14 protein-coding genes are annotated in these 12631 nt (G+C 47.1%); 2 read left to right on the top strand and 12 right to left on the bottom strand.

Annotation, left to right across the window (positions count from 1 at the left end; translation table 11 throughout):
* Nucleotides 1–101 precede the first annotated feature (101 nt).
* From GON05_RS30760 to GON05_RS30740, 5 genes are all read right to left on the bottom strand, one after another.
* A complete protein-coding gene (locus tag GON05_RS30760) occupies nt 102–1070 on the bottom strand; it encodes an AAA family ATPase (protein ID WP_127451653.1) in 969 nt (322 codons plus the stop codon).
* 137 nt (nt 1071–1207) lie between these two features.
* Nucleotides 1208–1510 (bottom strand): antibiotic biosynthesis monooxygenase family protein, encoded by a 303-nt coding sequence (locus GON05_RS30755; protein ID WP_157324691.1) that lies wholly within the window; start codon nt 1508–1510, stop codon nt 1208–1210.
* 26 nt (nt 1511–1536) lie between these two features.
* A complete protein-coding gene (locus tag GON05_RS30750) occupies nt 1537–2163 on the bottom strand; it encodes a histidine phosphatase family protein (protein ID WP_157324688.1) in 627 nt (208 codons plus the stop codon).
* A gap of 36 nt (nt 2164–2199) precedes the next feature.
* Nucleotides 2200–3201 carry a lipoate--protein ligase gene (locus GON05_RS30745; protein WP_157324686.1) on the bottom strand — a complete coding sequence of 334 codons (1002 nt, stop codon included), beginning with the start codon at nt 3199–3201 and terminating at the stop codon, nt 2200–2202.
* 16 nt (nt 3202–3217) lie between these two features.
* Nucleotides 3218–3745 carry a GNAT family N-acetyltransferase gene (locus tag GON05_RS30740; protein WP_157324684.1) on the bottom strand — a complete coding sequence of 176 codons (528 nt, stop codon included), beginning with the start codon at nt 3743–3745 and terminating at the stop codon, nt 3218–3220.
* Between the two features lie 109 nt (nt 3746–3854).
* Between GON05_RS30740 and GON05_RS30735 the strand changes: the two genes are divergently transcribed.
* Entirely contained in the window at nt 3855–4655 is an 801-nt protein-coding gene (locus GON05_RS30735; RefSeq protein ID WP_157324683.1) for a GNAT family N-acetyltransferase, read from the top strand.
* A gap of 38 nt (nt 4656–4693) precedes the next feature.
* Nucleotides 4694–5563, top strand: a complete 870-nt coding sequence (locus GON05_RS30730) for an SDR family oxidoreductase (protein ID WP_127451641.1) — start codon at nt 4694–4696, stop codon at nt 5561–5563.
* An 88-nt stretch (nt 5564–5651) separates the two neighbouring features.
* On the opposite strand, the gene GON05_RS30725 is transcribed toward GON05_RS30730, so the two are convergent.
* The 7 genes from GON05_RS30725 to GON05_RS30695 all read right to left on the bottom strand — a co-directional run bounded on the left by GON05_RS30725 (nt 5652) and on the right by GON05_RS30695 (nt 12627).
* The gene (locus GON05_RS30725) at nt 5652–6359 is read right to left on the bottom strand and encodes a YdcF family protein (protein ID WP_246239592.1); all 708 of its coding nucleotides are present in this window, start codon (nt 6357–6359) and stop codon (nt 5652–5654) included.
* Nucleotides 6331–7023, bottom strand: coding sequence for an alpha/beta hydrolase (locus GON05_RS30720; RefSeq protein WP_181646359.1), 693 nt, complete (start codon nt 7021–7023; stop codon nt 6331–6333). Before GON05_RS30720 ends, GON05_RS30725 begins: the two co-directional genes overlap by 29 nt.
* Before the next feature lie 54 nt (nt 7024–7077).
* Nucleotides 7078–7794, bottom strand: coding sequence for a peptidylprolyl isomerase (locus tag GON05_RS30715; protein WP_157324681.1), 717 nt, complete (start codon nt 7792–7794; stop codon nt 7078–7080).
* Between the two features lie 47 nt (nt 7795–7841).
* Nucleotides 7842–10439 (bottom strand): PBP1A family penicillin-binding protein, encoded by a 2598-nt coding sequence (locus tag GON05_RS30710; RefSeq protein ID WP_157324680.1) that lies wholly within the window; start codon nt 10437–10439, stop codon nt 7842–7844.
* 143 nt (nt 10440–10582) lie between these two features.
* On the bottom strand, nt 10583–10822 hold the full coding sequence (gene hfq, locus GON05_RS30705) for an RNA chaperone Hfq (RefSeq protein ID WP_127451633.1): 240 nt from the start codon (nt 10820–10822) through the stop codon (nt 10583–10585).
* Nucleotides 10823–10888: 66 nt separating this feature from the next.
* A complete protein-coding gene (gene miaA / locus GON05_RS30700) occupies nt 10889–11857 on the bottom strand; it encodes a tRNA (adenosine(37)-N6)-dimethylallyltransferase MiaA (protein ID WP_181646358.1) in 969 nt (322 codons plus the stop codon).
* Nucleotides 11851–12627, bottom strand: coding sequence for a class I SAM-dependent methyltransferase (locus tag GON05_RS30695; RefSeq protein WP_181646357.1), 777 nt, complete (start codon nt 12625–12627; stop codon nt 11851–11853). Before GON05_RS30695 ends, miaA begins: the two co-directional genes overlap by 7 nt.
* Nucleotides 12628–12631: the final 4 nt, after the last annotated feature.

Genomic DNA, 12631 nt, shown 5'->3' with positions numbered 1-12631 from the left:
ATTACTCTGTCTATTTTACTCCGTTCTTTCAACCTGTCAATTCATTTCAACAAGAAAAAAAGCCATTTAACTTAAAAAAAGTTAAATGGCTTTCCAAATGTTCATTTAAATTTCATATCTTCGGGCCGTATCGACATTAATTCCGATTTGGAAGGAGCATTCACATATTGACTGAGCAGCCTCACCGCTTGATGCCTCATCGCTTTCTCCAGAATATTGCGAACATATCTTGCATTGCTAAAAGCCCGCCAAGTCGCTGCTTTCTCCTCCATCAAATGCTGTTTAAGTTTCATTACCGTTTGTGGCATAAGCACATATTCACGATCTTTGGCCATAAGTTCCGTAATTTGAATTAATTGTTCAATGGGATAATCTTCAAAATCAATTTGAATCGGGAACCTGGAAGGCAGCCCGGGATTCGTAGCAAGGAATTGCTCCATCTCGTCGCTATAGCCGGCGAGAATCAGAATAAAGTCATTTTTTTTATCCTCCATACCTTTGACCAGCGCGTCGATCGATTCCTTCCCGAAGTCTTTATCCCCTCCGCGCGCCAAGCTGTAGGCTTCATCGATGAACAGGATCCCGCCCATCGCCTTTTTCATCAATTCCCTCGTCTTCAGAGCTGTATGTCCAATGTATTCACCTACGAGATCTGCCCGTTCCACTTCAATAAAGTGCCCCTTGCTCAATACACCCATTGCGTGAAACATGCGTCCCATCAACCGGGCCACCGTCGTTTTCCCCGTTCCGGGACTCCCTTTGAAAATCATATGGTACACATGCGCATTGCTGATTAATCCGGCCTCTGCGCGGAATTGTGAAATTTGGAGCAGCGCATAGATTTCATGCACCAATTCTTTGACATTATCAAGACCTATCAATTGATTCAGCTCTTTAAAAATATCCGATAACGGACCCTCAAGCGGTGTCCTTTTTCCGGTTTGCTGCGGTTCTGTTTCGGCCTGCGGCGAAGCATGAAGCTGGTCGCCGGCGCCATCAACCGCTCGCCGCTGCTCTGGCTGCCGCAAGACGATGTTGATCTGTCTGGATGGCAAGCTCCGACCACTCATGAGGATCACCTCGTTTACAAGTTGGTTTCGATGGATGGTATCTATCCATCCTACGCGCATTCCTTGTTTTTTAGACCGATCATTAGAGCTTATACCAAGAGAAAAAGCCTCCGAGCCAAGTCGGAAGCTTTTCTGCTTTATTTGCCATAAGTTTGCGTCAGCGTGTAATGCTCTACTACCGGGAAAGGATCATAGAAATGATGCAGCAGCTTGCGCCATTCCTGGTACTCAGCTGAGCCTCGGAAGCCTACGGTATGGTCCTCAAGCTTCTCCCATTTCACCAGGAGCAGATATTTGTTCCCATCTTCGATACATGACTGCAGCTCATGGGATACATACCCTTTCATGGACGAAATAATGGATGATGCTTCGCGGAATGCTGCTTCGAATTCAGTATTTTTCCCGGCAATCACAGGTAAAATGGCTACTTCCAGAATCATTGTCGATTCCTCCTAATTGTTGAATGTTAGTACCCGAAGGCTTCGTCTTGAAAATGCGAAGTGTCTGCATGAAGACGGATATGCGGCTCGTTATTTACGATTTCAACTAGACTTAAACACGTTGGATGAAAATAGGGCGGATTCCAAAGCTCAGCAAGCCCTCTCCGCTCAAAATAAGCCATAATGACTTTCAGCGTGACGGTGTGTGATACCAGCACAATCGTCTGCCCCTCGTGTGCTGCAAGCAATTGTTCAAGTGCCGGGGTCACCCTTTTCTGCAGATCTGAATAGGTTTCGCCACGCGCTGGACGATACGCTTCCGGATTACGCCAGAAGGCATGGAAATTATCGGGGTCTAATCGCTCAATTTCATCGGAGATGCGCCCCTCCCAGTCGCCTAAATTCATTTCCAGCCATTCATCTGATGGCTGAATCGCCAGATCGCGATCCCCCTTGATAATACGTGCAGTTTGCAGCGTTCGACCGCTGGTGCTTGCAAACATAGCTTCAAAGGGAACATCTTTTAAAGCGTAGGACAACCATAAAGCTTGCTGCTCGCCTAAAGCAGATAGTGGTGAATCCATATGCCCTTGCATGCGCCGCTCCTCGTTCCAAAGCGTCTCCCCGTGCCGGATTAAATATAGTTTCGTCATTGCCGGATTTCCCTCCCCAGGATGAATCACAATTGCTTAAGTTAACATGAGTAGCGCAACGAAAGAGTCAAGCTCCAAAGCGCCAAAGTACCGCCGCATTTCAACGCCTTCCAACCGCTCTCGTACAGCCTTTTCTTCGTAACGGGAGCCGCGCAGCACTTCTTCCAGCTCAGCTACATCACTAGCGCCGAAGAAATCGCCATAAATTTTGATATCTTGAATTTGGCCTTCTTCTATTGCTAGCCGTACATCCAATTTCCCAACACCTTCGAAGCGCTTGGAGTTTTGGATCGTACTCTTCGGCGATTTGCCATAATTCCAATCCCAGTTCCCATAACGTTCTTCGGATATGCTGCGAATTTGGCGCCAATCTTCTTCCGTAAGCTTGTACGTCGGCACTTGCGACGCCTCCATCCCGAATATGGAAGCCAATAGCTTCAAACGGAATTCTTCAATCGTTAAAGGTGCATCCAGAAACTCAACGATGTTCGCAACTCTGCTGCGAATCGATTTAATGCCCTTGGATTGAATTTTATCAGGGCTAACTTTGAGCGCAGACACGACATTTTCTATCTCAGAGTTAAATAAAAGCGTGCCATGGCTGAACATCCGGCCTTTGGTTGCAAACTGCGCATTGCCTGAAATTTTACGTTCGCCTACCTGGATATCATTTCGTCCTGTTAATGCCGCCTCTACCCCGTGTTTGCGAAGGGCTTCTACGACAGGCTCCGTAAACTTTTGAAAATTGTGAAAAGAATTGCCGTCATCTTTGGTAATGAAGCTAAAATTCAAATTGCCTAAATCATGGTACACAGCACCGCCGCCGGATAGTCTGCGAACGACATGGAGGTTATGATCTTTTACATATTCCGGATTGATTTCTTCCAGCGTGTTTTGATTTTTGCCAATAATTATGGAGGGTTCGTTCATATAAAAAAGCAGGTAACTGTCCTGATCCGGCAAATGCCTTAACGCATATTCCTCTATCGCCAAGTTGATCCGTGGATCTGTTATTCCTTCGTTATCTATAAATCGCATGCATATGCTCCTTTAACTAGTAAGATAAATCGGACGTCATCGTTCGATTGAGTGTGGACATGCCCAAAGAACGATAGAAAGCGATGGCGCTCTCATTAAATTCCCATACATTAAGCTCAAGAGAGGAAGCCCCCTGGTCCCGCGCCCACTCTGCCGATGCTTGATAGAGCAGCGTTCCAACACCTTGCCGCTGAAACTCAGGTGATACCGCGAGTTCGTTCAAATAGGCGTAAGAGCGTGGCACCAGTGCCTCATAGGATGGGCTTTTTTTCATCTCCAGCATCGCCACACCCGCCACTTGCCCGCTTTTCTCAGCGACCCATATGACCTTGTTCACCTGATCGGAAAAGCTGCGGTACCAGCCCATGGCAACGACGCGATCCAATCTTGCAAAATACTTAGGCAGAGCAGCCGCGTGCTCCTCTTGGCCGAAACGGATGATGGCGTTGACTGCCTCATAATCTTCGGAACGCGCCCGTCGTATGATAAATTCCAAATTATCCACTCCTGTTGCCAGTTTGCAATAAACTTTCCGTTGTTTCATAGCTTACATCAATGGACTGTTTTTTTCCACTTTTGATATTGTATTTTTATGCATTAATATGTATATTTATTTAAAACTCTTCGAAACAATCGAAAGGAGTCTACGTTTGATGAACGATTCCATCACTTTTTACAACGAAATCGATATCATTGCTTCCAACACATGGCCTGCCGAAATTACCGCTTATATTGATAATTGGCAATTGCGAGCCACCCAAGGTGTCACGAAACGTGCCAACAGTGTGCTTGCCATCGGTGATTATCCGAAAACCGCCAATTGGCTGCCGCTTGTCGAACAATTTTATGCTGACAAAGGCCTTCCTGCCATTTTTCATATTAGCGACGCATCGCCTCCTGGGTTAGATGAGATGTTGGATTCACAGGGGTATGTCCATGAACTTCCATGTCTCATGATGTTTGCTAACGCTCAAGAAGCAGCCGCATTCGCACAGGAGAAACTTTTGTTAAAACCACCTTTGTCGATTACGACCGAATGGATAGGCGAAGTGGACGAAGAATGGTTGGATGCTTTTCTTGAGCTTGAACGTTACGACAAGACGCTCAAAGACTGCTACAAAGGAATATGTGATCGAATCTCCAAGACCAAAGGGTTTATAAAAATAAAAAAAGATGATCAAATTATCGCCGTCGCCACGGCTATTGTCGAAGGCGAATATGCCGGCTTTCTGAATGTGGTTGTAAGCGAGAAGGAGCGAGGCCAAGGTCTGAGTTATTATCTTCTGCAAGCCCTCTCATCTTGGAGTCTGGAGCATGGCGCAACCCAGCAATACTTGCAAGTTGTCGCCTCCAATACGACCGCTGTTTCGTTGTATGAAAAACTTGGTTACCAAACCAAGTATCGCTATCATTACCGAATGAAGTATGATTTGAGCCCCTTTGCATCATCCTAACTAAGAATTTGTTAAGGATATGAAAGGAGCTTACTTGCATGGCAACAGCTACTACGCCAAAACCTGTTTTTCCACCACAGCATCAAAATACACAACCTGGCATTGAGTCACAAATGAACCCGCGACCTGAGTTTGACAACGCTGCTTACAAAGCAGCCGGCAAGCTGAAGGATAAAGTCGCACTAATTACCGGAGGCGACAGCGGGATAGGCAGGGCAGTTGCGGTAGCCTTTGCCAAAGAAGGCGCCGACGTCGTGCTCGTCTACCTCAATGAACACGGAGATGCGGAAGAAACGCAGCGGCATGTAGAGAAGGCAGGTCGGAAGTGTCTCCATGTCGCAGGTGATGTTGGCGATGAGAACTTTTGCAAGAAAATTATCGAGCAAGCCGTTCAACAATTCGGGAAGCTCGATATTCTCGTGAATAATGCCGCCGAACAGCATCCGCAGCCAAGCATCGAGAATGTGACGTCCGAGCAACTCGAACGAACCTTTAGAACGAACATCTTCTCACAATTTTATTTAACCAAAGCTGCACTCCCCCATCTGAAATCGGGTAGCGCCATTATCAATACAGCTTCCATCACAGCTTATCATGGTCATGAGCAGTTAATCGACTATTCCGCCACGAAAGGCGCGATTGTTACTTTCACACGCTCCCTCTCCTTGCAGCTGAACGCCAAGGGCATTCGTGTGAACGCCGTCGCGCCGGGTCCAATCTGGACACCGTTGATTCCGTCTACTTTCACGGAGCAGGAAGTCGCGACCTTCGGCTCAACGACACCAATGAAGCGTGCGGGGCAGCCAAGTGAACTTGCTGCAAGCTACGTCTTCCTGGCCAGCGAGGATTCTTCCTATATGGCGGGTCAGGTGCTGCACGTGAATGGTGGAACTATTGTTAACGGCTAAAGAAAAAGAAGAACCGTCAGGGAAATCCATCTCCTGACGGTTCTTTTCGGTTTAACGAGCATCTCGGCGGAACTGGAGTCCACGCCACTTAGACGCTTACCTTGAGCAGCAGCTTGTCCCATATCCATTTCGTATAAGCAAGCGTTTCTCTAGCTTCATGATACGGCATGAACAGGACTTTGGAATCGATGGATGAAACGAGCGGTTCTTTCAATCCTACCGTTTCCGCAATATCAAGCGATCGCGAGCCATGATAAGAGTGCGTCACAATGATGGAGCTCACAAGGCCCTGCTCGTCCATAATTTGCTTGGAGAATAACAAATTCTCGTACGTACTTGTCGCCCGCGGTTCGATCAGAATGCTTTTGGCGGGCAGCCCCTTTTGGACTAAATAATTGCGCATACCCTCTGCTTCAGTCAGTTTAGAGCCATTATGATCCAAACCGCCGCTTACGATCAGTGTTTTGAACTTTCCTTGTTTATATAAGTTAACAGCTAAATCTAACCGTTCCTGAAGCCCAGGGCTTGGAATATCTTGACGCAGCGATGCTCCTAATACAATGCCGACGTCAACCTGCTTAGGCAAAACTTGGTCTGGAGCGACTTGCACCTTCCACTGTACGTAAATGATCCAAGCTACACCGAGAAGGAACAAAACGATAAATGTTCGGAACAAATAAGCTAGCCTTCTGCGAAATTTTGACTTTGGACCCGCTTTTGAAGATGGTTTCGCAGCTTTGCGCGGTTTTGAGGAAACCGTTCGTTGCTTATGGTTCATGTTTGATTTGGCTGTCATCCAGGTGCTCCTTATCCAAAAATGCGCTTACTTGCCGGAACAATGCAGCCGCATCATCGCTATGGCAAATGAGGTGGTTGGATCTCGGATGCCAATGGAGCTCACGTTGACCCTTGACTTTGCTATAAATGTAACGCGCACTTTGTGGATGAATCACTTGATCCTTCTCTGATTGTGCAATTAGCGTAGGAATGTTCACTTGACTCAGTTCGGGCTTTAATTTGTTAACTAGCCGCGCAAACTGCCAAGTTGCTCTCAGTGGTGTTGATTTGGCCTTGTCGAGCGAAATTTTCCGCTCATATTTCCATTCATCACGCATCACTTCAAGCATCCGCCCTGGACTTACATAAATGACTGCCGTATTTAATAAAATGAGCCTGCGAATCGGGTATCTCACGGATAAATACGCTGCCAGCAAACCACCCATCGAGAAGCCGACCATGTCAAATTCGCCGTATTCTTGCGTCATTTTCTCCGCTTGCTCTTCGGCAGCCCTCACCCAATCTTCCCAGCGGGATGTTTTCAGTTGGTTATTGGCATCCCCATTCCATGGGAGCTCCGGCACCTTACAAAGTTGACCGCGTTCACGCAAATGCCGAGCTAACGGCTCAACTTCATAAGGCCCACCTGTAAATCCGTGGAACAATAAACAGGGTTGTTTCACCCGGCATCCCTCCCGTCAAACTTTCAATAGTAATGTCAATACATGTAATTTATTCTATTTTTCCTTAATCGTGATGGAATTGATCGTTACCTTTTCTTTCGGTTTGCTTGGCGTAGCTTCTCCGCCCTTTTCTACAGGAGTGTCAGCAATTTTGGCTATTGTTGCCATACCTTCCTGCGTCACTTTCCCAAAAATCGTATAGTTCGGCATTTGGTTCAAGTTCGCGCAGTCATCGCCTGAGCAGATGAAAAACTGGCTGCCATTCGTATTGGGACCGGAATTCGCCATTGCGACTGTACCGAGCTCGTATTTGTGCGTGGTTTTGAGCTCATCCGCAAACTTGTAGCCAGGTCCGCCCATGCCCGTTCCTAGCGGATCTCCTGTTTGAATCATAAATGATTTGATAATACGATGAAACGTCACATTATTGTAGAAGCCCTCTTTGGATAAAAACACGAAATTGTTAACCGTTTTGGGAGCTTCCTTCGCATAAAGATCAATCGTGAACGAGCCTTTCGACGTCGTCACTTCCGCTTGATAGTTTTTATTTGTATCAATCGTCATATCCGGAGCTTTGCTCCATTGCTTTGTAGTTGAACCTGTCGCAGATGATGCGGCTGGCGAAGTGGAAGCTGCCGGCGCTGTAGCACCGCTTTTTGGCGTAGCCGTACCGCCAGTAGTTTCAGTTGGTTTATTGCCGCAGGCCGAAGCAAGCATCGTAAGTGCGATCAATGTGAGTGGCAATAGTTTCGCTGGTTTAAGCAGGTTCATTGTAAATTCCTCCGTCTAATCGTGGGTTTCACATTACTGATTTTTCATTACGGCGTTTTGGGAACAATGACTTGTTCGCCATCCGGCTTGCCATCCTTCGGTTTATCCGGAGTTCCATTCCCCGGCTTGGTTGGTGGCGTTGGTGTCGGACTTGGTCCATTGCTTGCGTTCGGGCTTGAACTCGGAGTTGGACTTGTACTTGGACTCGGGCTTCCACCTGGCTTGACCGTGTTACCCGGCGTTGGCGTAGGTGTAGGTTTCGTTCCTGGTGATTGCGTCGGATTTGTCGGGTCCGTTCCATTGCCCGGTGAAGGCGTAGGTGACACTCCTGGCGATGTCGACGGCTTCGTTCCGTCCGGAAGCGTGTCATCCTTAGGAACTTCAACGGAAGCCACATTCGACTTGGCGCCCTCGACATTCGTATCTGCACTGAACGGAACAACATAATACTGATACGTTTCCCCGCTGAATACCGAGGAATCATTCACAATTGGCGTAGGTGATTGGATGAGAAGTTTAGCATCCGTCTCCTTGGAACCTTTGCGGTACACATTATAACTCGTCTTCTCCCCAACCGGTGTCCATGTTAGTTTAACAGATTTCTTATCAATCTCATAAACAGCCGCTAGATCGGTAACTCCAGTAGGCGTCTCCGTTGGTGTCGGCACATTCGCAGGCTTAACGAAATTGGTGATAGGAACGCCATCCAGCGACTTCGACATGATCTCTTTGAAAATTGCCGCCGTGCCTCCGCTACCGACGGTCACGTAATGCTTCGAATCTACCTTATCAAAGCCTTCCCACACGGCCGCCGTCCACTCCGGCGTATAGCCAACGAACCAGACGTCACGGTCATACTGCTCGATACCTTTAATATCCAAACCGGTTGACCCTGTTTTACCTGCGACAGGACGATTGAATTTCGCTTTCGTACCTGTGCCGCCTGTTTCGACAACTCCTTGAAGAAGAAGGGTCATATAATAAGCGGTTTTCGGCTGAATCACTTGTTTCTTCTCCGCTTTATAGGCAGCAATTTCTTTCCCTTGAGCATCCGTTATGCGAAGAATCGCATGGGTTTTGTTGAGTGATCCTTGGTTTGCGAAGGCTGAATAGGCAGTTGCCATTTGCAGTGGTGAAACCCCATCCGTAAGACCTCCAAGGGCGATAGCCAAGTTTCTGTCTTTCGTCGGATTCAGCTGGATGCCCAGGTTTTTAGCAAAATTGATACCTGCACCTACGCCCATTTTATCTAGCAGCCAGACTGGAGCTAAGTTATACGACTTTTTCACGGCTTCAAGCATCGTGACTTGACCATGCGTTACACGGTCATAGTTGCGTGGCGAATACGTCCCATTCCCGAAGGAAGTTTGAGAATCATCCAAGATGGAATATGGCGTATAATCCCCGCTCTCTAGGGCAGGTCCGTATGCAGCGATTGGTTTAAAAGAAGAACCCGGCTGCCTTTTGGAATAAATACGGCTGAATCCACGCGATTTGTAATCACGACCGCCAATCATCGCCATCAAACCGCCTGTTTTGTTATCTACAATAACCATGGCGCTTTGAATTTTCTGTCCATCCGTTGCATCCTTCTGGAAAAAGGTCGGATTCGCGTAGGTTGTCTCCATGGTTTGTTGCGCCTTCGTATTCATCGTTGTGTAGATCCGGTAACCCTTCGTCAACAATTCATCTTCATCAATATCGTACATATCTTCCGCTTCATTCATCACGTAATCCACGTAGCTGGCATAATCCTTGGTGCTCGTAGCGGCCGCCGCAGGAGGTGTGTAATCCACAGCCGCTGCTTTCGCACGTTCAGCTTCTGTTATATAACCTTGATCTGCCATCAATTTGAGCACGACACCCCTTCGCTCCTTAGACAGATCCGGATTCGCTAACGGCGAGTATTTCGAAGGTGCCTTCGGCAAAGCGGCTAATGTAGCCATTTCCCATATTTCTAAGTCATTCAAATTGGACTTGCCAAAGTAAACCTTGGCTGCCGCTTTAATGCCATAAGCATTACTTCCAAAGAAAATGCGATTTAAATAACGCTCTAGAATTTCATCCTTGGTGTACTTTTCATCCAAAGCAAACGCAATGGACATCTCCGTTCCTTTACGGAACGCTGTTTTCTCTGAGCTGAGGAACACGTTTTTGGCTAACTGCTGGGTAATGGTGCTTCCGCCTTCAACGGCGCTCATATGAATAACGTCCTTGACCAGCGCTCGGCCAATCGCCCAGAAGTCTACACCGGAGTGCTGCTCAAAACGGCGATCTTCCGTCGCAATAAACGCCTGCTTCAATCGTTCCGGAACGTCTTTGATGTTCACGCTCTCCCGGTTCTCGCCTTTATAAATTTTGGCGATTTCCTTAGGCTGTGCATCTTTGCCTTCTTCCTGCGCATAAATAAGGGTTGATTCTGTCGTCGTCTCGATTTTATCGATATTCATTTCCAGAATCTTAAAGCCGTTCATAATAACGACAATATAAATAGCCATTGCACAAATGATTGCCAATATCGTTGCTATAATGGTACCTAAGATTAATTTGCGAAAATTAAACTTTTTCTTTTTAGGACCTTTCTTCTTGCCTTGTGGTTTCGTTTTGGTATTCGTTGTTGACTGTTTATTCGTAGGTCTCTCCAAATCCACCGACTCCCTCGTTGTACAATTCTTTATCTATTAACCAAGAAAAGAACAACCTTAAACAAGGTTGCTCCCACAAGTGTCTATTCGGTTAGACGGTTCAGTCCATTAAAAAGTTGCAAAACCAAACGAGTAAAGGAATATTATTCCGTTGTTTCCGTTGCAGCCATTAAAGAAACAGCGCGTTGCGGCGTGAACGTAGAAATGGCATGCTTGTACACCATTTGCTGACGGCCTTCGCTGTCAATGATAATCGTGAAATTGTCAAATGCGCGGATAAGCCCTCTGATTTGGAACCCATTCGTAAGATAGACGGTTACGGGAATGCTTTCTTTGCGAAGTTGATTTAAAAAGTTGTCCTGAATGTTAATGGATCGGTTCATCAGTAGGTCCCCCTTAATGGAATGAAACTATCGCCTGACGGCGCTATTTTCTAGTGGTCATATTTGTTAATTATATTCAATTTTATGTACAAACTTTCCTGCTAGTATATCACTAATCTTTTCGAAATGGTCAGAAAAATTTGCCGGCTCCGTTACATCCACCCAGTTGATATCTTTCATATGCCGGAACCAGGACAGCTGCCTCTTGGCAAAACGGCGCGTATCTCGCTTCAGCAGCGTCACAGCCGCATCAAGAGTGAGCTCGCCCTCCAAATAGCTGACGATTTCTTTGTAGCCGAGTGCTTGCATTGAAATGGCCTGCTTCGGACAACCTGCGGACAAAATCGACTGCACCTCGTCCACGAGTCCCTCTTGCATCATCTCGTCGATGCGCTCTTCAATGCGCTTATAGAGAAGCGCACGATCCATCGTCAGTCCAATGATACATAGTTCGTACGGGGACTCTTTTTTCTGGGCGGCCAAATGGGAAGTCATCGTCTCACCGGAGACATGATAGATTTCCATAGCCCGAATCACCCGTCTACGGTCATTTGCGTGCAGGCGATCTGCGCTTTCCGGATCAATTTCACGCAGCTTCAAGTGCAGGGCTTCGTCGCCATGCTGAATCGCGTAGGCCTCCTGCTCGAGACGGAACGCTTCATCCATACTGACATCTGTAAATTGATAGTTATAACAGACGGACTCAATATATAGGCCTGTACCGCCAACGATAAATGGAAGCTTTCCACGCGAGTGGATATCAAGGATTAATGCTTTCACACGTTCTTGAAATTCCGCTGCCGAAAAAGGGTAGGAAGGATCATGAATATCAATCAAATGATGCGGAACAAGGAGCTGTTCAGCTTCGCTCGCTTTAGCTGTTCCAATATCCATCCCCCGATAGACCTGCATGGAATCTCCGGAAATAATTTCGCACCCGAACTTCTGGGCAATTTCTAAACTAAGCTTGGTCTTGCCAACTGCCGTGGGACCAAGAAGCACGAGTAATTTCGGCTTGGCTGATGGGGCTAACACAGTCGAATCACTCCATACGTTGTTTTGGTCGTCGATCGTAATACATGCTCAAAACCAAGACGCGCAAATTCCTTGCTGTCTCTGTTTTCTTTGAGCACAATGCTTTTGCGTGCAACACGCTTGGCCTCTTCGATAGAATCCAGCGTGACGGCCTCATCGTTCGCATTCCTTCTAAGATGAGAAATCGCTTGGGATTCTTCGATGGGATTGCGAAACATCGGATCAAAGTATACAACATCCACGCTTTTTGCACTTAATTGTTGCAAATAGGCAAGATGATGTTGCTTGATGACCGATATGCGCCTCATGGCCTCGTTAAGCTCCGCAACCTCTGATTCGTAGAGCGCTAAGCCCTCTTGAATCAACATGGCCGGAATGGCTTCGCTTTCTACGGCAGTAACGCTTCCTTGCGCGCCGACAGCGAAGGAGAACACGATCGAATCTGACGCTAAACCTGCTGTACAATCCACAATAACATCGCCGCTTGCCGCACCTGAGGCTTCAACCAATAGGTCTATTTCACCTCTAAGCATACGCTTCACGCGAACGAGTGCCATACTGGGATGGAAAAAAGCTGCAGGATGGTCATCTTCATAGTACCTGATCTCTTCCCTGGTCACAAGCAGAAGGGCAGAATCCTTATTATTTTTCCTAAGATGTTCCAAAGAATACTTCCTTCGGGGGACGAATCGGCCGCCATAAGCCTCAGCCAATCGTCCTGCTTTGCTTACTACCTCAATCGAAGGATCAAAAGATGTCGTTACAATCACGGGG

The sequence above is a fragment of the Paenibacillus anseongensis genome, from assembly GCF_009757995.1.
Taxonomy (GTDB): Bacteria; Bacillota; Bacilli; order Paenibacillales; family NBRC-103111; genus Paenibacillus_E; species Paenibacillus_E chondroitinus.
The sequence above is the reverse complement of the archived record's forward strand: the minus strand, read 5'-3'. Positions and strand labels throughout refer to the sequence as shown.